At 53.4% G+C, this 25,357-nt stretch carries 10 protein-coding genes; 8 read left to right on the top strand and 2 right to left on the bottom strand.

Going from position 1 to position 25,357, the window contains the following annotated elements; genetic code table 11:
* Positions 1-223: 223 nt before the first annotated feature.
* The 4 genes from IEX36_RS04760 (at position 224) to IEX36_RS04745 (ending at position 9,728) form a co-directional block, all read left to right on the top strand.
* Positions 224-1,390 carry a hypothetical protein gene (locus tag IEX36_RS04760; protein ID WP_229668718.1) on the top strand — a complete coding sequence of 389 codons (1,167 nt, stop codon included), beginning with the start codon at positions 224-226 and terminating at the stop codon, positions 1,388-1,390.
* 326 nt (positions 1,391-1,716) lie between these two features.
* Positions 1,717-5,262: a TonB-dependent receptor gene (locus tag IEX36_RS04755; protein ID WP_188758138.1), complete on the top strand. Its 3,546-nt coding sequence runs from the start codon at positions 1,717-1,719 to the stop codon at positions 5,260-5,262.
* Positions 5,263-5,357: 95 nt separating this feature from the next.
* Complete coding sequence (locus IEX36_RS04750; RefSeq protein WP_229668717.1) at positions 5,358-6,704, top strand: alpha-L-fucosidase; 1,347 nt, start codon at positions 5,358-5,360, stop codon at positions 6,702-6,704.
* An 18-nt stretch (positions 6,705-6,722) separates the two neighbouring features.
* Positions 6,723-9,728 carry a glycoside hydrolase domain-containing protein gene (locus IEX36_RS04745; RefSeq protein WP_188758137.1) on the top strand — a complete coding sequence of 1,002 codons (3,006 nt, stop codon included), beginning with the start codon at positions 6,723-6,725 and terminating at the stop codon, positions 9,726-9,728.
* A gap of 144 nt (positions 9,729-9,872) precedes the next feature.
* On the opposite strand, the gene IEX36_RS04740 is transcribed toward IEX36_RS04745, so the two are convergent.
* Complete coding sequence (locus IEX36_RS04740) at positions 9,873-10,613, bottom strand: hypothetical protein (RefSeq protein ID WP_188758136.1); 741 nt, start codon at positions 10,611-10,613, stop codon at positions 9,873-9,875.
* A gap of 150 nt (positions 10,614-10,763) precedes the next feature.
* Here IEX36_RS04740 and IEX36_RS04735 point away from each other — a divergent pair, with 150 nt between their 5' ends.
* The gene (locus IEX36_RS04735) at positions 10,764-13,175 is read left to right on the top strand and encodes a glycoside hydrolase family 2 TIM barrel-domain containing protein (protein WP_188759828.1); all 2,412 of its coding nucleotides are present in this window, start codon (positions 10,764-10,766) and stop codon (positions 13,173-13,175) included.
* Between the two features lie 66 nt (positions 13,176-13,241).
* Here the strand turns inward: IEX36_RS04735 and IEX36_RS04730 are convergent, their stop codons facing one another.
* Positions 13,242-14,675, bottom strand: a complete 1,434-nt coding sequence (locus IEX36_RS04730) for a sigma-54 interaction domain-containing protein (RefSeq protein ID WP_188758135.1) — start codon at positions 14,673-14,675, stop codon at positions 13,242-13,244.
* Positions 14,676-15,347: 672 nt separating this feature from the next.
* Here IEX36_RS04730 and lhgD point away from each other — a divergent pair.
* The 3 genes from lhgD to IEX36_RS04715 all read left to right on the top strand — a co-directional run bounded on the left by lhgD (position 15,348) and on the right by IEX36_RS04715 (position 25,305).
* Positions 15,348-16,589 (top strand): L-2-hydroxyglutarate dehydrogenase, encoded by a 1,242-nt coding sequence (lhgD, locus tag IEX36_RS04725; protein WP_308422313.1) that lies wholly within the window; start codon positions 15,348-15,350, stop codon positions 16,587-16,589.
* 641 nt (positions 16,590-17,230) lie between these two features.
* Positions 17,231-18,556 (top strand): choice-of-anchor D domain-containing protein, encoded by a 1,326-nt coding sequence (locus IEX36_RS04720; RefSeq protein ID WP_188758134.1) that lies wholly within the window; start codon positions 17,231-17,233, stop codon positions 18,554-18,556.
* A 425-nt stretch (positions 18,557-18,981) separates the two neighbouring features.
* A complete protein-coding gene (locus IEX36_RS04715) occupies positions 18,982-25,305 on the top strand; it encodes a DUF4082 domain-containing protein (protein ID WP_188758133.1) in 6,324 nt (2,107 codons plus the stop codon).
* The last annotated feature ends 52 nt before the right edge of the window (positions 25,306-25,357 follow it).

Below are 25,357 nucleotides of genomic sequence, written 5' to 3'. Positions count from 1 at the left end.
TCAAGTTTTCTGCAAGGAGGCTTAGAAGCAGGGTACGGCGCAGCGACGGGGGAAGGCTGCGGCGAAGACAAGAAAGAATTTGGGGTAATCCATATTCATGGGTGAAGATGTTGACATGAGAGTGGAAAGCCCAAGCCCGGAGGAGATTCAGGCACAGGTTCACAAGGTTGCCAGCAGTAGTGGTTTCGTGAGCTCTGAAACGGTGCGGAGTGTCTTTGTTTATTTGACGCAGCAGGCGGTGGAGCATCCGGGGAAGACCGTCAAGGAATATGAGATTGCGACTCAGGTGTTGCGTAGGAACTCGAATTTCGATTCGCGGCTCGATTCGACGGTACGGGCGATTGCCAGCCGGTTGCGCTCCAAGCTGGCAGAGTACTATCTGCATGAAGGGCTGCACGACCCTATTCTGATTGAGCTGCCCAAAGGTAGCTATGCGCTGTCTTTTTCTTTCAGGGAGACGGTACATGCGCCTGCTGCTGTGAGCGCGGGACAAGCAGAGTCACTGGAAGCCACTCAGACCACAGAACAAGTGCGGGCCCAGCGGAGTAAGTGGCCTAGTGCGCTGTTGTGGGTGTTAACGGCATGTCTTGCCGTAGCATGTGTTTCCGAATATGTGGCGATGCGCCGTCCGCCAAAGGCGCAGGTCCCTGCTCCTATCGAGACGTTCTGGGGAGATTTCCTGAGGGGCGGCGACCCACTGATGATTTTTCCCAATCCGACATTTCGTGGGTTGCCGGAGACAGGAATGAAACTGGTCGAGCCAGATGACTCCCATGCGGACGGCACGATCGATATGTTGACGGGCACGGGAGAATCGATGGCGCTGGTGGCCATTACGAAGCGAATCGAGCAGATGGGGCATGATGTGACCCCGAAGCGGGCTCACCTGTTTACATGGGATGATGCAAATCATTCCAACCTGATTTTTCTGGGCGGACAGGTGCAGAATGCCGCCTTTGCGCTCTTGCCGCAGCTGCAGCGGTTCAGCCTGAAAGGTGCGAATGCGGAGCCGTTCCAGGGACAGGGTGCGGTTCTTGACAGTAAGCCGGCGTCGGGAGGGCAACAGTATTACTTTGCGAGCAAAGATTTTAATAACGGAAATGATTATGCCATTGTCGCGTTGACGGAGGGGACAACTCCCGAGCACCGGATTCTGATCCTTGCCGGAACCAACACATACGGGTCCGAGGGCGCGGCGGACTTTTTGTGTAATCCCGATTTGTTGCAGGGGCTGTTGAGCAGCCTTGGGGTCGGTCCGGGAGGACGCGTTCCTCCATTTGAGGCCTTGCTTCTGGTGCCCGAACGGGGTGGCGCACCGATTTCGCCACGGCGGGTTCTGGTATACAAACGGCAGCCTGAGGCTGCTAATGCTGCTTCGGATCACCACTGATTCGGATCGTTTTCTATTGTTCTCGAACCTTCCTTTATTAGAAAGTTGCTGATTCTCGTGCCTCTCATCGCGAGGAGAGGCATGATTCTGCTTTGTTGCCTGGCGATGGCTGACTGTGATCGCGGCCAGCATCTTATTGAAAATAATAGGCAAGTACGGTTCGTACCCTCAGATTACCCGTTTTTACTTTTCAAACACACTCTAAAAGGGCTCCAATTCACCCTATCGCTTTTCTATGTGATGTTTTTATTTCGCTTATGAAAGCCAACTGCTGTTCTTTCATTCGGGGGTGAGGTATGGAAATGATTCGGCAATTTAGAGGGGTGTTGGGACACCTCTTACTTACGATTCTGATGGTGGGAATTTGTGCTGGTGCCTGGGGACAGACGACCAGTGGCGTGATCAACGGAGAGGTAGTGGACTCACAAGGAGCAGCAATTGTCGGGGCAAATATTACCCTGATGGAGCAGCTGACCGGGGTGACGCAGGTGACCCAGACAGATGCAAAGGGTCTGTTTGTGTTTCCGGTGGTGAAGCCGGGAACGTATACCGTCAGCGTGGAGAAGGATGGCTTTAAGAAGCTGGACAAGAAAGGCATGGTGCTGCTGGCGGCAGGTCACCTGTCGGCGGGAACGCTGGCGCTACCGGTAGGGTCGGTGAGTGCGGCGGTGACAGTGACCGCGGACGTGACGCCGGTGCAGACGACGAGCACAGAGCGGTCGACGGAGATTACTTCGGAACAGATGCAAGGGTTGATGTCTCTGGGACGCGACTTCAGCAGCCTGATGCGCATTTTGCCGGGGTCCGATTATGAGGGCAATGGCAATGCCATGCTGAATTCGGCTAGTGTTGGAGACTTCAATGGCGTCAGCAACAACTATGTCAGCATCAACACGGATGGCGTAGCTTCGAACACGCGCAATGTAGGTGTGGTGGAAGGCCCACTGAATATGGACGCGATCCAGGAAGTGAAGGTTCTGGATGCGAACTATCAGGCGGAGTATGGCAAGGTGGCCGGAGCTATTGTGGATGTGGTCAGCAAGTCGGGAACGCGGAACTTCCACGGCAGCTTGGCCTATTACTTCCGCAATGAAGACCTGAATGCGAATAGCTATTTCAATAACCGGAATGGGGTTGCTCGTTCGCGGTATCGGTACAACACGATCAATGGGACGATCGGAGGGCCGATCTTTGGACCCGGCAGGTTGCGTTCTCTGCGGGACAAGTTGTTCTTCTTCTTCTCCGAAGATTATGAGCCGAACTCGCAGCCGGAAGGTATCGGCTATTACACTTTGCCGACGTCGCTGGAGCGGCAGGGCGATTTTTCGCAGAGCTATCAGCCGAATGGGTCACTGTATGTGGTGACGGATCCTGAGACGGGGTTGCAGTTTCCGGGCAACGTAATCCCACAGAATCGTATTAACACGGTGATGCAGAAGCTGCAGAGCATCTTCCCGTTGCCCAACTTTACCAACACTGCGGTAAGCAAGAGGCAATATAACTTCGTCACTTCAGACTCTGCAAGCGAGCCCGCAAATCAACAGATTCTGCGTTTGGACTTCGATCCGTCAGTGAAATGGCGCATCTACTTTCGCGGCACGAATCTTACAGATAACGATACCGGGCGCGCCACTCCTGGGGGCAATGGCGCCTATTGGATGACAGGCACGGAGTTCTATGACACGCAAGCACCAAGCTTTGCGCTGAATATAACCTATGCACCTACCTCAAATATTGTGAACGAATTGGCGTTAGGTACAGGTCTGTGGTTCGAATCTTCGGGCTTGTCGGCGGCGTCATTGAATGAGTTTAGTAAGACAGCACAGGGAATCAGCCTGGGACAGCTTTATCCGCAGAATAATCCGCTGAACTTGATTCCAGGTTTGTCCTATGGTGTTATCCCGAGTTCGCCGGGGATAGGATGGGACCCACGTACCCCTATGGATGATGTGGTTGTGATGGCCTCGGTGTCGGACGGACTGAGCTGGGTACATCGCGAACATACGATGAAGTTCGGAATTTACGCAGATGACGCTGTCTACAAGCAGTCTCACCACTCTGGTAATGCTTCTTTTGCCGGTGCGCTTACCTTCACCGGAGCGAATCCAAATAATCCATATAACACTGGCTATGCTTTTGCAGAGCCGCTGCTCGGCTATTTTGATACCTATCAGGAAAGCTCGGCGCGCCCAAACTACTATGGTCAGGCGAACAGCTTTGAGTGGTATGCGCAGGACAACTGGAGAGCGACGCGAAAGCTGACGCTGGAGTATGGTCTGCGTTTCACTCTGGATATTCCACAAGGTTTGAAGGGTAACGAAGGCGCTGCACTTGTGCTAAGTCAGTACGACGCTTCGCAGGCTCCCCCAATGTATCGTCCTGTGGAAGGAACCAACCCAGCCACGGGGAAGCCAGGCCGAGTAGCCGAGGACCCGACCACCGGAAAGATCTATCCCGCTGCCTATATAGGAGACTTTGTGCCAAATATTGGGAATCCGGCGTCTGGATCGGTAGCCGCATCCAGCCCGAACTTTCCCGGGTTCTTTAAGAGCCAGGGAGTGTTGGTGGTTCCCCGTGTTGGCTTTGCCTATGATGTCTTCGGCAATGGCAAGATGGCGATTCGCGGCGGCTTTGGTATGTTCAACAACCAGAGAGCGTACCAGGGGCAGGTTGGTGGACAGGCATTCAATCCGCCAACGATCTTTTATCCAACGCAGTACTACGGCAATGTGGCGACATTCCTTCAAGCGCAGGGACTGTTGAGCCCGTCGTCCACTTCACTGTTGCAATACAACTCTCATCTGCCACAAACGATGAACATGACGCTGGGAGTACAGCAAGACATTGGCTTCCAGACGGTGCTGGACATCGCTTACGTCGGCGTTCTGTCGCGTCATCTACCTTATGGCATCAATCTAAATGAAGTTCCGTACGGTGCTGAGTTCCTTCCACAGAATCAGGATCCGACAACTACGCAGTCCGCTGCAGGGCCGAACCCGGGCTTGGCATGTACCTCTACCTTGGCTTCACCTCATAATGGACTATTGCCGGGATGCACGCCGCTGCCAGACAACTTCTTTCGCCCACGCCCTGGTTATGGCAGCATCAACTACACCGCATGGGGAAATACAGGAAGCAATCATGCATTGCAGGTACAACTTAATAAACACTTCTCCAAAGGATCTCAGTTTGGTGTGGCTTATACATGGTCGAAGTCGCTGAGCTATAACGCGTCGACGTTGTATCTGCCGCAGCGGACGACATATGGAGTAACCAGCATGGATAGGCCGCAAAGGCTGGTTGCAAACTGGCTAGCCGATTTGCCCAAGGTGCGTGGCTCCATAAACAACTGGGCTACGCGCTCGATCTTGAACGGTTGGCAAATCTCCGGGATTACTACATTCAGCGTTGGCGCGCCGCAGACCGTGAGCTACAGCACTAACACTGGCGAGAACACAACGGGCGGCGGCGACGGAGCCAAGGTTACGGTAGTAGGCAATCCGAAAGTAGCCCGCGGGTCACGGACGTTCTACCGGTACTTCAACACGGCGGCATTTGCATATACCCCCGTGGGGTCTGCTGGAACTGGATGGCATCCTGAGTTCTATGGCCCGGGTATCAATGACTGGGATATGTCACTTATCAAAAATATTCCGATTGAGAACAAGGTGACATTTCAAATTCGGGCAGAAACTTACAATACCTTCAACCATACCCAGTTCTCCAGCGTGAACACGAGTGCGCAATTCGACACGTCGGGATCAGCGTCAACGAATCCAACTTATCATCAGCAGATCAATCCAGCTTTTGGCAACTACACAGGTGCTAGAACGCCGCGGCTGATGCAGCTTGCAGCTCGTATAACGTTTTGATGCACTATGCCTCGCAGCACTGGAAGCATGAAAGATTTCTATCATCCTTCCGGTGCTGTCCTTTTTAGAGCTCAAATTGTGGAGATTTATATAGTATGCGTTGGTCTCGAAGAAGTTTTCTTGGTTGTGCCGGATCGGCCGCGGCCATGCTTTGTGTTTCTTCGTCTGCATGGGCCTTCAGTGAAGGTGAGGAGTCATGCGAAGCGTTGGCTAAACCGACACCATTGCAGCTTGCATGGCAGAACGTGCAGATGGGCATGTTTATCCATTTTGCGCCAAATATTTATTACGATATGCAGGGAGATAAAGGTGGCGTCAGCGATCCGAAGATTTTCAATCCTTATCGGCTGGATGTGAACCAGTGGGTTGATGTAGCTGAGTCGATGAGCGCACGCTACATTGTTTTGACGGCAAAGCATGTAGGCGGTTTCTGCCTTTGGCCTACGTCAACTACAGATTATTCGATTGCCAGTACGCCCTATAAGGACGGGAAGGGTGACATTGTAGGTGAGTTGGCTGTTGCATGTCGAAAGCGCAATGTGCGTTTCGGTGTCTATGTTTCTCCAAGAGATGATCATCATCGCGCGGGACTTGCAGGTAAGGTTCTTTCTGGTAATCCGGAGGAACAGGCGAGATATGACAATATCTATCGTCGGCAACTAATTGAGCTGATGACACGCTATGGCTCGATGTTTGAAGTGTGGTTTGATGGCAGTGCCCGAGCAGAGCTGATTGGTCCTATCGTTCACAAGTATCAACCGCAGGCGATGATCTTCAATACAGCAGCAGGAACGATTCGTTGGGTGGGAAATGAAGAAGGGCTGGCACCGTATCCGTTGTGGGATACAGTGACGCAGCAGGAACATCTGACGGGAGGTGCGTCAGGTGCGGGAAGTCCGGATGGGGATGTGTGGTTGCCGGCAGAATGCGATGTGCCGATTCGCGATGACTGGTTCTGGTCTACAACAAATGCTAAAACGCTGAAGTCGTTAGACAAGCTGATGGAGATTTACTACAAATCTGTCGGCCGAGGAGCCAACCTGCTGTTGAACCAATGTCCGGACAGAACCGGCGTAATTCCGCAAGCGGATGCGGTGCGCACGGCCGAGTTCGGTAGTGAGTTGCGTAGACGATTTGATGCGCCGCTTGCTGAAACCTCCGGTGAAGGTGTGCAGATTGAATTGCGACTGCATGAACGAAGGTGGATTGATCATGTCGTTCTGCAGGAACGAATCGCCGAGGGGCAGCGTGTACGGGAGTACGTCGTGGAAGTAAGGGATGGTGGTCAGTGGAGAACGTTGCTGACGGGAAGTTCTATTGGCCATAAGAGGATCGAGGCTTTTCCGAAGGTAGAAACTGATTCGCTGCGATTGAAGATTATGAAATCTGTATGTACGCCAAAGATTGCATCGTTCGCAGCTTTGTTTGTAGATCGCACCTAAATTATCTGGACAAAATAGATGCCAAATACTTCACGTAGAGAACTTCTTGCCGTATTAGGATCAGCGGTTGCATTCGCTGCTGCTCCTGTCAGTCTTCGCGCGGAAAATAAGAAGGAAATAGCGTACAGCGAGGAGGCTCCTTATACCGTAGCGGACTCGCCGTGGTCGCATTTGTTGGGAAATCATCGCGCGAAAGTTTATGTCGGTGAGCCGAACGTAGCAGTCTGGGCGCATATCAAGTGGAGGCGAGCAGATGCTGATCCAGATCAGAAGGCAGTGTTGGTCTATGCTCCGGATGGTACAGAGGTGCTGAATGCTGCTGCGCCGAATGTCTATGAGGATTACGGTGATGTCGTATTTGAGGCAAAACAGGCGGGAAATTATTTCATTTATTATTTTCCGCAAATGAATGCTCGCCGCTCTGTACTTGGACCGAAAGGGCAGTACAGAAAGCCGGAACAGCAAAGTGAGGCTGGCTGGCAACGGCAATATGCTGGCGCAAAAGATAAGTTGCAGAGTTTGCCGCGAGCTGTGCTTGTCGAATTCCAGTCACGTACGGCACTGGATTCGTTTTATCCAATGTTGGTTCCGGCGACGAAAGACGAAGTCCAGGAGCTTTGTGCCAGGAACTCTGAGGCGGCCTTAATTTTTGTAGAAGATTGCGAGCATCCGATTCAGATGTCCGATCGTCTTCCTCTGCGCTGGGTGCAGCGTGGGACGCAGGAATTATTTTCAGCGACTGTCTTGCGCGGAGAGACCTATGTTTTGCAACTCGGAATTTACTTGCGCGAGGACCATTTCGCACAGGATGTGTCGCTTGATTTGCGGTTCGAGGATCTTGATGGCCTGGATGAGGGTGAAAAGATTCCGGCATCTGCGTGGACCTGCGTAAATACAGATATTGTTAGTGCAACGGGAGAATCGACACACACGCCGGTGAAGGCCATCCCAGGAAAGATAACTGCTTTATGGTGTGCGGTACATGTGCCGCTCCACGCTAAACCGGGTAGGTATCAAGGAAAAATAGTTGTTCGGATTGGTAAGAGTGCTGAGTTTCCTGTGGCCGTCGAGCTCGCTGTGAATAAGGAATTTATTCGCGCGGGTGGTGTGGACCAGGGATGGAGGCTCGCTCGTATTGATTGGTTGAACTCAAAAATTGGTCAGGAAGATAAGATTACAGCTCCCTATAGCCCAGTGCAGGTAGATGGGCAGACGGTGCGTTGCCTCGGCAGGGAAGTTCGCTTTGGGGATACTGGCTTTCCGGTGAGTATTTTGTCCAATCAGCGGGAGCTTCTGGCTGGCCCTGTCACGCTGTCTGTGAATCGAGATAGAACCGCATGGAAAGGTACGAGTAAGGTAGAGAGCATCAACGATGCAAAAGCGGTTCTATCTTCTGTCGGTACATCTGGATTGTTCAAGCTCGATGTGACGACTGTGATCGAATTTGATGGAGGAATCGGTTTTGATGTGAAGTTATCCAGCCGTCAAACGCAGTCTGTTTCTAACATTGTTCTTGAAATTCCATACAAGAAAGAACTGGCTCCTTATGCGGTTGGTATGGGATTAAAGGGCGGTGAGCGTTCCCGTTCATGGCAATGGAAGTGGTCGCAGCAACCTCAGAGATGGAAAGACCAGGGAAGTAATCTCGATTTCTTTTTGTGGATGGGAGATGTGGCGGCCGGACTATATTGCAAACTTTCATCATTACCAGGTGGGTGGAGAAATGATGAGAACGGCTCTGTAAGTTTCAGCGAGAATGGGGGCCGCCTTTTGTTGCGGGCCAGCTGTGGTTCGAGAAAGATATCGGCTGGGGAGGAAGTAAATTTATCCTTCAGGCTTCTACCAACTCCAGTAAAACCTCTCGATCCACAGAGGTGGAAGTATCGCTATTCCCATGCGTACCAGCCTCCGGAGGAGCTGCGCGAGCTGGGCGCGACGGTGAATAACATTCACCAAGGGACTCTCCCCAATATGTACATCAACTATCCATTTCTAAATTTGGATCTATTGACACCGTATGTCAGTACTGCTCATGAGCTGGGCATGAAGATAAAGATCTATTACACGATGCGCGAGCTGACGACTCGACTTCCTGAGCTATGGACGTTCCGCAGCCTTGGCCATGAGATTTATCGCGTAGGAGGGACGCAAGGGCAGGGTGATCCTCAGCTTGATTTTTGGCTGCAGGAACATCTACGCGACGATTATTCCGCGGGCTGGATTACGCTTACTCCCACCGGCGATATTGATACCTCGCTTCGTGTCTATTCCGATTCGCGCCTGGCAAATTTTTATCTGGAAGGTTTGAACTGGTTGCTGAAGAATGTACCTATCGATGGCCTGTATCTGGATGAGATTGGCTACACACGCAAAACTATGCAACGGGTTCGGCGAGTGTTGGAGGGTCGCCCAGGCGCGATGATCGATATGCATGGCAATGATATGTGGTGGTCATGCCAATGCCCAATTGGCTATTACATGGAGCATCTGCCGTACATAGACAGGCTTTGGCTAGGAGAAGGTTTCAATCCCGATTCGCCACCGGATTTCTGGTTGATTGAGATGTCGGGCATTCCCTTTGGGCTAAGCTCCGATATGCTGGAACATCCGAATCCGTGGCGAGGCATGCTCTTTGGCATGACAAATCGTGCTCTCTACACTGGTCCTTTGCCAACACCGATATGGCAGCTTTGGGATAGTTTCGGAATAGAAGATGCCGAGATGATTGGCTGGTGGGACAAGGAAGTTCCCATAAAGACAGGTCGGCAGGACGTGTTAGCGACGGTGTACAAGAAAAAAGATAAGTCATTGATTGCTATCGCAAGCTGGGCTAACCAGACCACCAATGTAAAGTTGGAATTTGATTGGAAGGCACTTGGATTGGATGAGCATCGAACCAAGCTAGTGGCTCATGAGATGGGCTATTTTCAAGGCGCGCAGAAGTTCGATCCTCGGCAATCTATTTCAGTCCCATCTGGCAAGGGATATCTGCTTGTGACGGAGCAGGAAGATCAGATCAGCTAAATCGAACATGCAAGGATTCTCCTCAACCTCCGCTCAAGCGAGATCTAGTTGAAGGTCTTCCGCTGCGGACCAGCCATTTTTGGGGGAAAGAAAACTCAGAAGCTAAGGTCTCTGATTTTTTGTGTGAAAAAGAGCAAGCGCTGACTACTGTTGCTGGTTGTTGTGTTGCTGCTGGCGCATTTTCATTAACTGGTTAAAGATGTCTTGCGGGGTGTGGGCACCGGTGGGCAGTTCTGAGTTTGGGGCTGACTGTGCAGGGGGCGCAGGGGCTGCTACAGCGGGGCCGGCTGGAGCCATTTCGGTGGCAGAGCCTTTGTAGGGTGCGGTTGGAGGCGGACCTGCAGGTTGCTGGTTCTGGTTTGCCGCGCTGGCCATAGGGCTTGGAGGTGTTGCGCTTCCAGAGCGTGGCGTGAGGATCAGCTCCGCAGGCGCCGGCCCGCTGCTGCCTACGAGCATCATGTTGCTGGATGTACCGTCGAGGAGCGAGTTCAACACCTGGGCGGGTGACTCCGGTCCGTAGCTGCCGAAGACCCGCTCGTCTGCGACGCCTCCAGTGATCTTTATACGGGTTTGACGGGAGATGTCGCTGAGGATCTGGTTCAAGCTAGAGTTGTGCGCTGAGACGGTGAGCAATCCGTTTGAGAATGTCACCTGAGCCGGTTGGGCGGGCAGCTCCGCTGGCGTGAGTGACGGGGTTGGCGCAGCTGACTGCTGCAAGGGAGGAGTAGGTGTTGCTGTGATGGCTGTGGATGGTTTTCTGCGCTGTGTGCGATGCGTCTGGGCGCAGAGCAGCGCCGTGAGGAAAGCGCAGGCTGCAGCAGTGAACCGGATTGTTATGTGACGGCACATCTCAGTGGCAGAACGCGAGCAGATGCTGGAAGTCATCGCTCTTCAACAGAAGAAGTTTAGAGCGATGCGGCAGAAGAAGGAAGAGGTGCTGTGTCCTGGTTTGGAAGACAACTGCAAACCCTACAACAATTCTGTAACCGCTTACTTTGTTTAGAGAATTGTGATACCTATGGATTACGAACAGTTATGGACAGACGCGATTTTTTAAAGACGACAAGCACTCTTTTAGCAGCTACCGCCCTTCCTGGCATTCCCGCACATGCCGCCGATCAACCGATCGCGGGTGGGAGGATAACCTATCCATTGAATCGCAATTGGCGCTACTCCCCCAAGAAAGTTGCGGGAGCGGAGATGATCGAGTTTGATGACTCCGGGTTCGAACCTGTTGCACTGCCACATGCTAACGTACGGCTGCCCTGGCATAACTTCGACGACCGGGAATACGAGTTTGTGTCGACATATCGGCGGCGCTTTCGAGTGCCGAGCGGCGCCCAGGGGAAGCGTGTCTTCGTTGATTTTGAAGGAGCGATGACCGCATCCACTGTGTGGATCAACGGCAGCTTGCTGGGTGAGTACAAGGGCGGCTACACGCCATTTTCATTCGAGTTGACGCCTCATCTTCAGCCGAACGGAGACAACGTTCTGGTAGTGCAGCTCGACTCTACCGAGCGTGCCGACATTCCGCCTTTTGGGAACGAGATCGACTACATGACCTTTGGCGGCATCTACCGCGAGGTCGCGTTGAGAATTGTTCCTGCTACTTATCTGGACAATATATTTGCGAGACCTACTGATGTTTTGAGCAGCAAGCCATCGCTTGAGGTGGATTGCTTCCTGGCCGGTCAGGAAGTGGCTGGTGGAGCCCTCTCGCTCGAAGCGGAACTTTGCGAAGGACAACATATCCTGGCCAAAGCGCGCCATACTGTCATGCGCGTAAACAGGTCAGATCCGGATGCATCTGCTGATCCATCTACCAGCGCACCGGTTTATAGCAGCACGGAGACCATCCACGATGGGGCGCGGCAGACGATCTCATTGAAAGAGATTGATGGAATCAAGCTATGGGACCTCGAGACTCCTCATTTGTATGAGGTCCGTGTTCGCCTGTTGGTGGATGGCCGTGTGATTGATGAGGATGCGCGCCGCATTGGTTTTAGAGAAGCGATGTTCACGGACCATGGATTTTCACTCAACGGGAAGATCATCAAGCTACGGGGGCTGGACCGCCATCAGACTTTTCCGTTTGTGGGACAGGCCATGCCAGCACGAGTTCAGCGCCAGGATGCGAAGATTTTGCGGGAAAATTTGCATTGCAACATTGTCAGAACGTCCCACTATCCGCAATCACGACACTTCCTTGACTGCTGCGATGAGATTGGACTGCTGGTGCTGGAGGAGATTCCGGGATGGCAGCATATCGGGCCGGAGGCATGGAAGCAGGTTGCAATTGACAATGTTGGCCGGATGATCCGGAGAGACTGGAACCATCCATCGATCATTCTTTGGGGTGTACGTATTAATGAGTCCAAGGACGATCATGATTTCTACACAAGCACGAATGCACTGGCCCATTTACTCGACCCGACTCGACAGACTGGAGGAATACGAAATTTTCAGGAATCGGAGTTTCTAGAAGACGTATTCACTATGAATGATTTCGGGTTCCCGCTTAAAAAGCCGAATCATCCGCGCTATCTCAATACAGAGTTTGTCGGGCATACGTTCCCAACGAAGACGACCGATGATGACGAAAGACAGCGTGAGCATACCTTGCGCCACGCGCGGATTCACAATCAGCTAGCCTCTGATCCTCAGTACGCAGGCGGCATTGGATGGTGCGCGTTTGACTACAACACCCATGCAAACTTTGGCGCAGGCGATCGCATTTGCTACCACGGTGTGATGGATATCTTCCGTGAGCCGAAACCTGCTGCGGGATTTTATAAATCGCAGTGCGATCCAGCGAAGGAGATTGTGCTGGAACCTGCATTTCATTGGGCGAACAGTGATGAGTCAACCAGCTTTACAAAGGCAGTTGTCTGCTCTAACTGCGATCATCTGAAGTTTTATATCCGCACGGACAGCGTGGAGAGCAATCCCTGGGAACTGGTGGCTGAACTCGATCCAGCACGTGAAGAGTTCGATCACCTGACCTATCCTCCGTTTATTCTCGATCGGAGAACGATCCCCTCCAGCAACAGGCATGGGTGGGGCGATCTCCGGATCGACGGCTACCTGAAGGGTGAGAAGGTCATATCAAAGTCGCTTTCGGGTAGAGGAGTTAACAGGAAATTTATGCTCTTGCCGGACGACACCTCTCTTGTGGCAGATGGTGCGGATACTACACGCGTAGTGTTGCGTGTTACCGATGAGTTTGGCGCGATACGAACGTATGCGAATGATGCCGTCATCCTGAAGCTGGAGGGGCCGGCCGATCTGATTGGCGACAATCCCTTTTCCCTGATCGGAGGGACGGGTGCGGTGTGGGTACGTGCCCAGGAGAAGTCTGGAACAGTCCACCTAACAGCTACGCATCCTCGGCTGGGCTCACAGACGGTGGAGATTATTTTGAACACTGCTCCACCTGAGCTTGTTTGATTTGCTTCACTGGTGGGCATGACATCGCAGCGCCAAATCTGATTTGACGCTGCGATGCGCTAAGGCTCAGGCTACTGAGCTTTCATGATGTGCAGTTAGCCCATGCCGTTGAATTTTATATAAGAGGCTGCGGTAACTGATGTTGAGGTTAATCGCGGCCCGTCTGCGGTTCCAGCCCGAGGCCAACAGGGCGTCTTGAAGCATCCGAATCTCTGCCTGATTCTTGACATCCGAGATTACGTCTTTCATGCCGACAGGGATCGCAGCTTTCTTTTCCTGGATAGGAACTTCGACGGCGACTGCTGTTGTGCATGGTGCCTCAGTCCGGATCTTGGCATGCAGATCGTTGTAGGCAGATCGCTCGTCCTGCAAAATTAGCGTACGGGTGACGAAGTTGCGGAGCTCGCGGACATTGCCTGGCCAGTGGTAATCCTGTGCCGTTTCGATCAGGCGACGAGAGAAGGCAAAGGGTTGCCCAAGCTCAGCTGAGCCACGCCGGGTCATCTGCTCGATAAGCAGCGGAATCTCTTCGCGGCGCTCACGCAAGGGCGGCACGGTGAGGGTCAATGTGTTGAGTCGATAGTAGAGGTCTTCGCGAAATCGCTTTTGCGCGATGGCCTCCTCCATATTGATGTTTGTCGCCGCAAGAGTGCGCACATCGACTTGCGTGGTCGTGCGAGCTCCGAGACGGCAGAAGCTGCCATCCTGTAGAACATGGAGCAGCTTTGCCTGCATCTGTGAGCTCATCTCGCCAATCTCATCGAGGAGCAAAGTGCCTTTGTTGGCGAGCTCAAATTTTCCGGGTTTAGCTTTGGTGGCGCCGGTAAAGGCTCCTGCCTCGTAACCGAAGAGCTCACTTTCGAGTAGTTCGGTTGGCAGCGCGGCACAATTGACATTGAGGAAGGTTTTCTCTGCGCGGGCGTGGTATTTGTGCAACAACATAGCCACTACTTCCTTGCCCACTCCGCTTTCGCCGAGGATAAGAACGGGAATGTCGACGGGCGCAAGTGCACGGACGTCGCGGTAGAGTTTCATCATGGGGGAAGATGCGGCGAGGAAGAACCGATTGTTGTCCAACTCTTCAAGGTGGCAGGATGTCTGGGACGCACCTGTAGAGGGTTGGAAGGATGCGTACTCTTTGGTCTTTTCAGACAGGTTTTCAATATCCTGCCGCCGCAGAGGCAGAGTCAACGTGGTGGCGATGCCACATTTCGCTGCGTAATGCTCCCACGATGTGTCACTGGGCCCCGAGAGAACGCAAAGCTTTTCATCGGTAATTTTCTCAAACAGCCCCAGAGGGGAAGGGGCGGGTGCAAGCTTGTTCGCGTTTGCGTCGAAAAGGATGATCTCCGCCTGGATGCCACGATTAAGAAGATGGATCGCTTCCTGGGAGGAGGGGACGCAAATTGCTAATTGACCACGGGCCTCAAACGTTGACTGGATCAAATTGCGAATATCAACATTGTCGCTAACTGCAAGAATATGTATGGTTTGATGCATTGGAACACCCCAGGCAGAAAATTGGAGAAATACGCAATTACAACAAACAAACTCCAACCAACCGGATACTTTAGTCCGTAAGTTGGTTACATCATCCTGATGTGTAGTGAACCCTGAATAACCTGGCCCGAATATACGACACGCTGTCATAGCAGCGTGGGTTGTCCAAGGCAGCTAGCAAATGATTCAATCCTGCAAGTACAGCAATTGCCGACATCGTGGGTACCTTTCTGGGCGTAACAAGCTGGCAAGTTACTATCCAGACTGCACTTGGCTCTGAGAAAGGGCTCTTATTCGCGTTAAGTTGATGCAATTTATAACAATCCCACAAGTGTGTCAATAAAATTCACAAAAAGTTGTAGTTGGCAAACTTTTGCAAACCTTCATTAATGATGTAAGTCAACATATATAAATAGATGAGAGGCAATAGGCGTGATGCCTAGCTCTCCGAGGAGCTGCATAGGTTGCTGTAAAGTGTGAAGTTACTGACCTCAGCGTCAGTAACCATGAAGTTACCCCTTGTAAAGATTGCATCCGCTAAAGTGCGATCGACAGAGCTAAGGCTGTTGTAGGCGCGATTTCGATTATGTGATGTGAAGATTGACCTGCCGAAGATCCATCGTTAGGCTACGATCTCTCAGGTAAGAGAAATTTCGATTGTGAGCGAACAACATAGCGATCTCTTCTTCAGTTGACGTTGCGATCATCGGCGCTGGCATTGTTGGGTTGGCGACGGCGCTGGAGATTGTAAGCCGCTTTCCCGGCCTTCATGTCGCGGTTATTGAGAAAGAATCACGCGTCGCGGCTCATCAGACAAGCCACAACAGCGGCGTTATCCACTCTGGGATTTACTACAAGCCAGGGAGCCTGAAGGCGAGGCTTTGCGTGGAAGGTGCTGCGGCCCTGATTGCATTTTGCAACGAAAACAATGTGACTTATGACATTTGCGGCAAAGTAATTGTCGCGACGACAGAGATGGAGCTTCCCCGACTAGACGAACTTTACCGTCGAGGCCATGGCAATGGTTTGAAGGGGTTACGGATGTTAGGCCCCGAGGAGATACGTGAGATCGAACCATATGCGACAGGACTCAGAGGTATATGGGTACCTGGAACGGGCATAGTGAACTACCGCGAGGTCGCGGAGGCGTATGCCGCCCTGACAGTGCGACGCGGAGGGGCTATCTATCTTTCATGTGAAGTAACGGGATTGAAGTATCGGGGAACAAGCACGGTGGTGGAAACGACAGATGGAGCGATCGAAGCGAAATGGGTCATCAACTGTGCAGGCTTGCAAAGCGACCGTGTGAGCAAGATGGCTGGCGCAAAGCTTGACCTGACGATTGTTCCGTTTCGCGGAGAGTATTATGAGCTCGTCCCAGAGAAACATCACATGGTAAAGGGCCTGATTTACCCTGTTCCGGATCCGCAGTTTCCGTTTCTGGGTGTGCACTTTACGCGGCGCATCGGGGGTGGCGTGGAGGCGGGGCCGAACGCAGTGCTAGCGCTGAAACGCGAAGGATATAAGAAAACTTCGTTCGATGCTGGTGATGTCGCGCGGTTTGGCTCTTTTCCTGGTTTCTGGTCAATGGCGGCGGAACATTGGCGGATGGCGCTGGGGGAATATCGCAGGTCGTGGAGCAAAGCGGCCTTTGTTCATGCGCTCAGAAAGCTGATGCCGGAGTTGACGGCCGATGACCTACGGGCTGGGGGTTCCGGGGTGCGGGCACAGGCTCTGTCGCGAGATGGTCGGTTGATTGACGATTTCCGCTTCGTCTATACGGAGGGGATGATGCATGTCTGCAATGTGCCTTCACCGGCGGCGACAGCATCGCTGGCGATTGGAAAATATATCGTGGATACGCTGCTGGAACATAGTGGGGAGAACCTTGCCAAAAGCGGCCAGGTCAGATGATGACGTTTGCGTCGGGCAGGAGTGCTTGACTTGCGACGTATTTTTTCGATTTTTTTCGGTCCGCCGAACTACGGACATGAGTGTACTTAGTTGTGCGGAAGGAGAATATGCATAGAGTTGTGTGCATTCTTCTGCTTGATCGAGAAGCTTGGCCCCTGATATAAACGATTTCGGAAGTAACTAACTGATTACTCCAACTAGTAACCAATTAGTGTGATTGCGTAGCCCATTCGGGGATGTCAATCTCGACGAGTGAGGCATAAATGCATTCACTGTGCCGCGATTCCCGATTTGCCTTGTTCTGCGTAATGTGCTGTGAATTGTGTGGTTTTGCGCCAAGGTTCAGGGAACGGAAATCGGCAACCTGGATACCTGCTTACGGGTATCGGGCAAGAAAGAAGAACCCTACTGCATCCATAGACCTCCCCGACTCAGGCGGGTGCAGTGTGTAAGAAAACTTAAGTAGCGTTGCCTCTTGCTTTTTTTGCCTCTGCCTTTAAGTCATGCATTTTTTTGCATGTTTAAAGAGGTGATGTTAGGTGCCGCATAACTACATATTCTCCCCACTCCCCCACCATCCGGCATCAACCGCAATGGGTTTTTGTGTTGATGAAGTCCCTTTTTCGAAAAAGAAAACAGCTGTGTCGCGGAATGGGCGCCTTCGCGTTCTTTTCCTTGCGCTCGTCTGCTGCGTGACGGTAGCAATATCGGGGTGTGGTTCTGGACTCAATGGAGCGGAGGCAGGGATATTTCTGGCGGCGCCTGGGAACGTGGACTTTGGCACGGTTGCTGTAGGCGAGTCTGTAGATAGTACCGTGAGTGTGACCAATGCGGGAGACACTACGGCGAATGTGACTCAGGTGAGCATTGCGGGAGGGTCGTTCTCTCTTGTCGGCGGGGATAATACGCCGATTGCTATCCCATCTGGCGGTACGTATGCAGTCAAGGTGGCGTTTACCCCCTCTGCGGCCTCGGATTACTCAGGCCAACTCACGATGTTGGACGCGTCGGCTAAGCCTGTTGCCGAGGTGAAGATGAAGGGCAGCGGAAAAGGGCATCAACCGGGAACGACGGCGGCGGCGAACCCGCAGTTGACGGTGAGCACGGCGAGTCTGAGCTTCGGGAGTGTGACGGTGGGGTCGGCGACGACGCAGCCTGTGACGCTGACGTCGACGGGGACGACGGCAGTGACGGTGAACGCGGCAGCGATCACGGGTGGGGGGTACAGCATCGTTGGGGGCAGCTTCCCGGTGACGCTGAATCCGTCGCAGTCGCTGACGGTGCAGGTGCAGTTCGATCCATCGGCGACGGGATCAGCGACGGGTCAGTTGACGATCACGAGCAACTCGAGCACGGGGAGCACGGCTGGGGTGACGCTGAGTGGAACGGGTACGGCGGCGGCGAACCCGCAGTTGACGGTGAGCACGGCGAGTCTGAGCTTCGGGAGCGTGACGGTGGGGTCGGCGACGACGCAGCCTGTGACGCTGACGTCGACGGGGACGACGGCAGTGACGGTGAACGCGGCAGCGATCACGGGTGGGGGGTACAGCATCGTTGGGGGCAGCTTCCCGGTGACGCTGAATCCGTCGCAGTCGCTGACGGTGCAGGTGCAGTTCGATCCATCAGCGACGGGATCAGCGACGGGTCAGTTGACGATCACGAGCAACTCGAGCACGGGGAGCACGGCTGGGGTGACGCTGAGTGGAACGGGTACAGCGGCGGCACACGAAGTGGATTTGAGCTGGACGGCGCCGACTACTTCGACCGATCCTGTGGCTGGATATCACATCTATCGCTCATCCGGCAGCGGAGTATTTGCCTTGATCAACTCTGGACTGGATGTGCCTACGGCATATGCGGACAATACTGTGGTCAGTGGGGCCACGTACACCTACTACGTCACGAGTGTGGATTACAACGGTATTGAGAGTGACCCATCGAACCAGGCGTCCTTTACGATTCCATAGAGTGATCTATTTGGGGAGCTAGACCGGATTCTTGTGGAGATTATTGCGCTAGAGGTTTGCATAGCGCAGGTGTTTGCAAACGTTCGGCATGGCGATTTGCACCCCTTTGCATACTTTTAAGCGGATTGTCATTTTCTCTGGTCCCTGGAAGCTGGTTCATCTGGGATCGACATGATCCTGACTGAATGCTTGGCGATTCAGCCCATCTGCTGGGTGAGAGTAGAAATTCGACAACTTAAGTGACTTGGAAAGCTGTGCTTCCCGTGCGCACGAGTAAAGAACGCGACACGATAGCTAATAGATAGTGGTGGCTGCCAGATTCGGCATGTAACGTGCAAGTTTATCTACCGGATCAGTGCGCCGCCATAATAAGTTATAGAGTCTTGAGGGTGTTATGCGCATGGTCAGCCGGAAGCGAGGCCACTATGCCCAACTATCGACGACAGACTTCAAAATGGACCATTTCCGCGTTTCTCGCTGTGCTGCTTGCGACCTTATTTGGCGCGACTGAAGCAGTGCACGCGCAATGCAGCAATCCTGCGAATGCGATTGTTGCTGAGAACTGCCTGCCTGGTAACCCACAAAGCGAGTGGGACATTAACAACGGTGATGCGGGCGATCCCTCGATCCAGGGCTTTGCTACTGATATCAGTGTGAACCAGGGCGGCACGATCTATTTCAAGATCGACACGAATGCATCTGCTTACACAATCAATATTTACCGTATGGGGTATTACGGGGGGATGGGAGCCCGTAAGGTCGCCACGATCACCCCGTCCGTATCCCTTCCGCAGACACAGCCAGCGTGTGTAACGAATACCAGTGTTGGCCTAGCAGACTGCGGTAATTGGGCCGTCTCGGCGTCGTGGGCGGTGCCGGCAAATGCTACTTCCGGTATCTATTTTGCTCATCTGGTCCGCAGCGATACCGGGGGAGACAGTCACATTGTATTTATTGTCCGAAATGACTCGAGTCATTCCAATATTTTGTTTCAAACCAATGATTCCACCTGGCAGGCTTATAACTACTATGGCGGTGGAAGTCTCTATGGACCCAATACTCCAAACTTCGATTTATCTAATCGTTCTTATAAGGTGAGTTACAACCGTCCCGTGTTGACGCGGGGCTTCGATAATGAATCGGCGACGTGGGTTTTTGGTTCGAACTATCCCATGGTGCGATGGCTCGAAGCAAATGGGTATGACGTCACCTACTTCACTGACGTCGACGCGACGCGCTCTGGAAGCCTGATTCTTAACCACAAGATATATATGGCTGACGGCCACGACGAATATATTTCAGCTCCGCAGCGTGCCGATATTAAAGCAGCGCGGGATGCGGGCGTGAACCTGGCGTTCTTTACGGGCAATGGAATGTTTTGGAAGACGCGCTGGGAAAACAGTATCGACGGATCAAATACTCCCTATAGAACACTGGTCTGCTATAAGGAGACGCTTGCGTTTGCGAAGATCGATCCTACCTCGACTTGGACAGGCACTTGGCGCGATCCGAGTTTCAGCCCGCCTTCGGATGGAGGGCAGCCTGAGAACGCTCTTACGGGTACCCTCTTCATGGTGAATGGGCCGGGCGCAGACAATAATGGCCTGGCGCTCGAGGTTCCTGCCGCGGACGGGAAAATGCGCTTCTGGCGTAATACCGCAGTCGCCTCGCAGGCTGCAAATCAGACCTACACCATGCCTCAGGGAACCCTAGGATATGAATGGGACGAGGATGTCGATAATGGGTTCAGACCAGCGGGATTATTTGATCTTTCCACCGCGACCTATTCCCTGGATACCGATCTTCTGCTGGACTACGGTGGAACCTATGGCGCAGGGAACGCGACTCACCATATGACGATGTATCGTGCTCCGAGCGGAGCGCTCGTTTTTGGCGCAGGAACTGTGCAATGGTCATGGGGCCTGGACAGCAACCACGATAATTCGTTCGGCTTCGACACGCCCGATCCAGATCCGAATATGCAACAGGCTACGGTCAACCTGTTTGCCGACATGGGCGTACAGCCAACGACGTTGCAGCCTGGTCTGTCGGCGGCGACAGCTTCAACGGATACAACGCCTCCGGCTTCAAGAATCACATCGCCTGCAGCGAATGCGACAGTCAACACCGGGAATGGGGTTACGATTTCAGGAACAGCGTCTGATGTTGGCGGCGTCGTTGCTGGAGTTGAGGTCTCTGGTGACAATGGAACGACCTGGCATCCTGCAAGCGGACGTACGAGTTGGAGTTATACCTGGACGCCATCGGTTGTCGGCTCGGCCACCCTCTTAAGCCGCGCGGTGGATGACAGCGGAAACATTGAAACTCCAAGCAGCGGTGTTACTGTCAACGTGCAGCCGCAGACTTGTCCGTGCAGTATCTGGAATGCATCGAGTTCACCAAAGACTCCAGATAGCGGAGATGGCAATTCGGTTGAAGTAGGTGTGAAGTTCCGTACGGACTCTGATGGCTCTGTGCTCGGCATCCGGTTCTACAAGGCGACGGCGAACACAGGCACTCATATTGGACATTTGTGGTCAAGCACTGGAGCGTTGCTGGGCACGGCGACCTTCACCAGTGAGAGCGGTTCTGGATGGCAGCAGGTCTACTTCTCTTCACCGATTCCAATTACTGCTAACACGACCTATGTGGCTTCGTATTTCGCGCCCTCAGGCCACTACTCGGACGATTCTGAATACTTCCTGCAGTCGGGATATGACAATCCTCCGTTGCACGCTCTGGAAAATGGTGTGGATGGCGATAACGGTGTGTATCTATACACGACCGCAGGCGCCTTCCCCAATCAGAGTTTTCTTTCGACCAACTATTGGGTGGATGTGGTCTTCACGTCGTCGAATACCTATAGCCTGTCTGGAACGATTGCAGGGACTGGTGGCGGAGGAGCAACCGTAAGCCTGAGCGGAGCTGAGTCGCTTACAACAACGTCTGATACATCGGGGAACTATAGCTTTGATGGATTGGTGAATGGGACATACACAGTTTCGGTGAGTAACCCGGGCGTTACATTTGCCCCGCCAACTCAGACGATCACTATCGACAGCACTGCTGTGTCGAACGTCAACTTCACCGCCACGGTGACAAATCCGCTAAGTATTTCCGGAACAATTAATGGAGGTGCCGGAGCGACGGTCAATCTGGGTGGCGCTGCGACGGGGCAGATCACTGCCGATGCGTCAGGGAACTACAGCTTCACGGGCTTGATGGGCGGATCGTATACGGTGACGCCGGTCCTTCCAGGCTATATCTTTACCCCGTACTCGCAATCAGTAAGCCTGTCTGCCACGAATGCGACGAACGTGAACTTCCAGGGCCAGGTGTGTGCCTGTGTTTCGATCTGGCAGCCGTCGTCAGTGCCTACGCTGGCTGACAGTAACGATGGTACGCCGGTTGAAGTTGGCGTGAAATTCAGGGCGGATGCGACAGGCTACATTGCCGGTGTTCGCTTCTACAAAGCAGCTACCAATGTGGGTACGCATGTGGCCCACCTCTGGTCGGACACGGGAGCATTGCTGGCTACAGCTACTTTTACCAATGAGACAGCATCGGGCTGGCAGCAGGTCAACTTCTCTGAGCCGGTCGAAATATCGGCAAATACGACCTATATCGTCTCTTACTTTGCTCCGTCTGGACACTATTCAGCTGACACGAACTACTTTGCGACGACCGGAGTGAATAACCCGCCTCTCCATGCCCTCGCTGAAGGTGTTGATGGTTCCAATGGTGTTTATATCTATACCTCCAGCGGAGGAGTCTTCCCGGTCAATTCCTACGACTCGACCAACTATTGGGTTGATGTGGTGTACATGGGGTATCAATCCTACAGCATCAGTGGGACAATCAGCGGCGCAGGCGGAGCAGGGGCGACCGTAACGCTTAACGGATTGAATCCGACTACAACAACAGCAGACAGCTCGGGAAATTACAGCTTCAGTGGCCTCTACGCAGGAACCTATACCGTAACTCCGAGCGAGTCCGGTTACGTCATGGTTCCAGGAACCCAGACGGTCACAATAAGCAATGCCAGCGTAGCCGGCGTTAACTTTACTGTTCCGTCTATCTGCCCATGTGACACGATTTGGCAACCTTCGACGGTGCCAACCGTGGTTGATCAGAATGATCCACAATCAATTGAACTTGGTCTGAGGTTCCGCGCGGACAACGACGGCTACGTTGTGGGCGTTCGCTTCTATAAATCCGCCGCCAACACGGGCGTGCATATTGGGAACCTGTGGACCAGTGCGCAGACCGGATCCGGCAGTTTGCTGGCGACGGCTTCATTTGCTAACGAAAGCGCTACGGGATGGCAGCAGGTGACATTTGCCAATCCAGTACCTGTTACTGCGAACACAACGTATATTGCGTCCTACTTCGCACCAGCGGGGCATTATTCAGCAACGTCGGGTGCCTTCGCAACCGCTGGCGTTGACAACCCTCCGCTTCACGCGCTGGAGAATGGAGTTGACGGTCTGAACGGCATCTATTCGTACTCGTCAACGAGTACCTACCCGAGCAGCAGCTATAACTCAGCTAACTACTGGGTAGATGTGATCTATGCTCCAGCTACGACTTTTACCCTTGCGGGTACGATTACTGGGGCGGGAGCAAGCGGAACTCAGGTGACGCTGACTGGACCGGTAAGCTTGACAACGACAACCGGAACAACCGGTGCCTATGCATTTAGCGGCTTGCCCAATGGGACTTATACGGTGACACCGAGCAACGGCGGGATTGCCTTTAGTCCAGCAAGCCAGACGGTGACCATTAATGGAGCCCATCAACTTGCCGTCAACTTTAGCTCGAACCTCCCGTATAGCATTTCCGGCACGATTACAGGCGGTGGCGGTGATACGGTTGCTCTGACGGGTTCGGCCACGCTCACTACGACGGCGGATGCTTCCGGCAACTACACGTTCCAACAGGTGACAAACGGGACCTACACGATCACTCCTGGAACAGCGGGATTTACGGTGAGCCCGGCGAGCCAGAATGTGACGGTGAATGGAGCATCTGTCACGGGGGTGAACTTTACAGCTACGGTGGTTACGTATGCGATCAGCGGAACCATCACTGGAGGAGCTGGAGCGACCGTTTCTCTGAGCGGTCCAGCAACGGCGACAACGACGGCGGATGCCTCCGGAAACTATAGCTTTGGGGGACTTGTTAACGGGACCTACACAGTGACGCCGTCGGTTCCAAACCTGATCTTTAATCCGGGCAACCTAACTCTGGTCGTGTATGGTGCGAACATTACCGGTGCCAATTTTGCTGTGTTGAGCAACTGCCCATGCGACACGATCTGGCAACCCTCCGCCACACCTGGGTCGCCTGACGTGGGCGACACGAATTCGGTGGAGCTGGGCGTGAAGTTCCGTGCTAATGCGGACGGATATGTGTCCGGTATCCGGTTCTATAAGTCGTTCTCGAATCAGGGAACTCATCAGGGGAACCTGTGGACAAGCACGGGAACGCTGCTGGCAACGGCAACCTTCATCAACGAAAGCAGCACTGGTTGGCAGCAGGTCATCTTCTCGCAACCTGTTGCTGTGAAGGCGAACACGACGTATGTAGCGTCGTACTTTGCGCCCGATGGGCACTATTCAGCCGATTCAGGGTTCTTTACCTCGCAAGGGGTGAATGCGCCTCCGCTAGATGCGCTACAGAACGGTGTAGACGGACCGAATGGCTTATACGGCTACTCGGCAACGAGTGTATTTCCAACCAGCAGCTCCAATGCTGCCAACTACTGGGTGGATGTGATCTACTCACCGACCACGACCTATACCGTGGCGGGTGTCATTAGCGGGGTTGGAGGGCCTGGTGCAGTAGTGAACTTGAGCGGAGCTGCGACAGCCACGACGACTGCGAACGCTTCAGGTGCATTCAGCTTCAATGGGCTTGCGAACGGGACCTACACGATCACTCCTGTCCTGGCGGGCTATGTATTCAGTCCCGCAGCGACGACGGTGACGATCAACAATGCTCATGTACTAAATGTGGCAATCTCATCGAGTCAGGCTTTCAACATCTCCGGCACAATCAGCGGTGCGGGAGGGTCGGGGGCAACCGTAACTCTGGGAGGCGCAGCAACGGGTACTGTTACCGCTAATGCGTCTGGTGTGTACACCTTTACCGGATTGGCCAATGGGAGCTATACCGTAACACCAGCAAAGGCGGGATACGTGATGACACCGTCAAGCCAGGCGGTGACGTTGAACGGATCCAACGCAACGGCCAACTTTAGCTCGCAGTTGCAGACCTATACTCTGAGCGGCACGATTAGCGGAGCCGGGGGCAATGGAGCGACAGTGACCCTGAGCGGAACATCGTCAGCGACGGTAACGGCGAGCAGTACGGGTGCGTATAGCTTCACGGTGACGAACGGGTCCTATACGGTGACGCCGACAAAGGCCGGCTTCATCTTTACTCCAGCTAATCGGGCAGTGACGGTAAGCGGCGCCAATACGACGGCGAACTTTACCTCAGCACAGACTTTCTCGATTTCGGGAACGGTCAGCGGACTTGGCGGAGCTGGAGTTACGGTCTCTCTGAGTGGAGGTGCGACTGCTACGACAGTTACAAACTCATCCGGAGGATTTACTTTCAGCGGGCTGGTGAGTGGTACATATACGGTGCAAGTAAAGAAGTCCGGAGTAATCTTTGTCCCCTCAAGCAAGTCAGTCACTATCAAGACAGCGAATGTGACGGGCGTGAACTTCCTTGCGCTATAGGAGACAGGGCGATGAACGATGTGTACCAGGAAGCAGAGGCAGGAGTGCTGGT

It is taken from the genome of Edaphobacter acidisoli (assembly GCF_014642855.1).
In the GTDB taxonomy this organism is placed as follows: Bacteria; Acidobacteriota; Terriglobia; order Terriglobales; family Acidobacteriaceae; genus Edaphobacter; species Edaphobacter acidisoli.
Note: the sequence above shows the minus strand (reverse complement) of the source record. Positions and strands in the feature narration are given on the sequence as shown.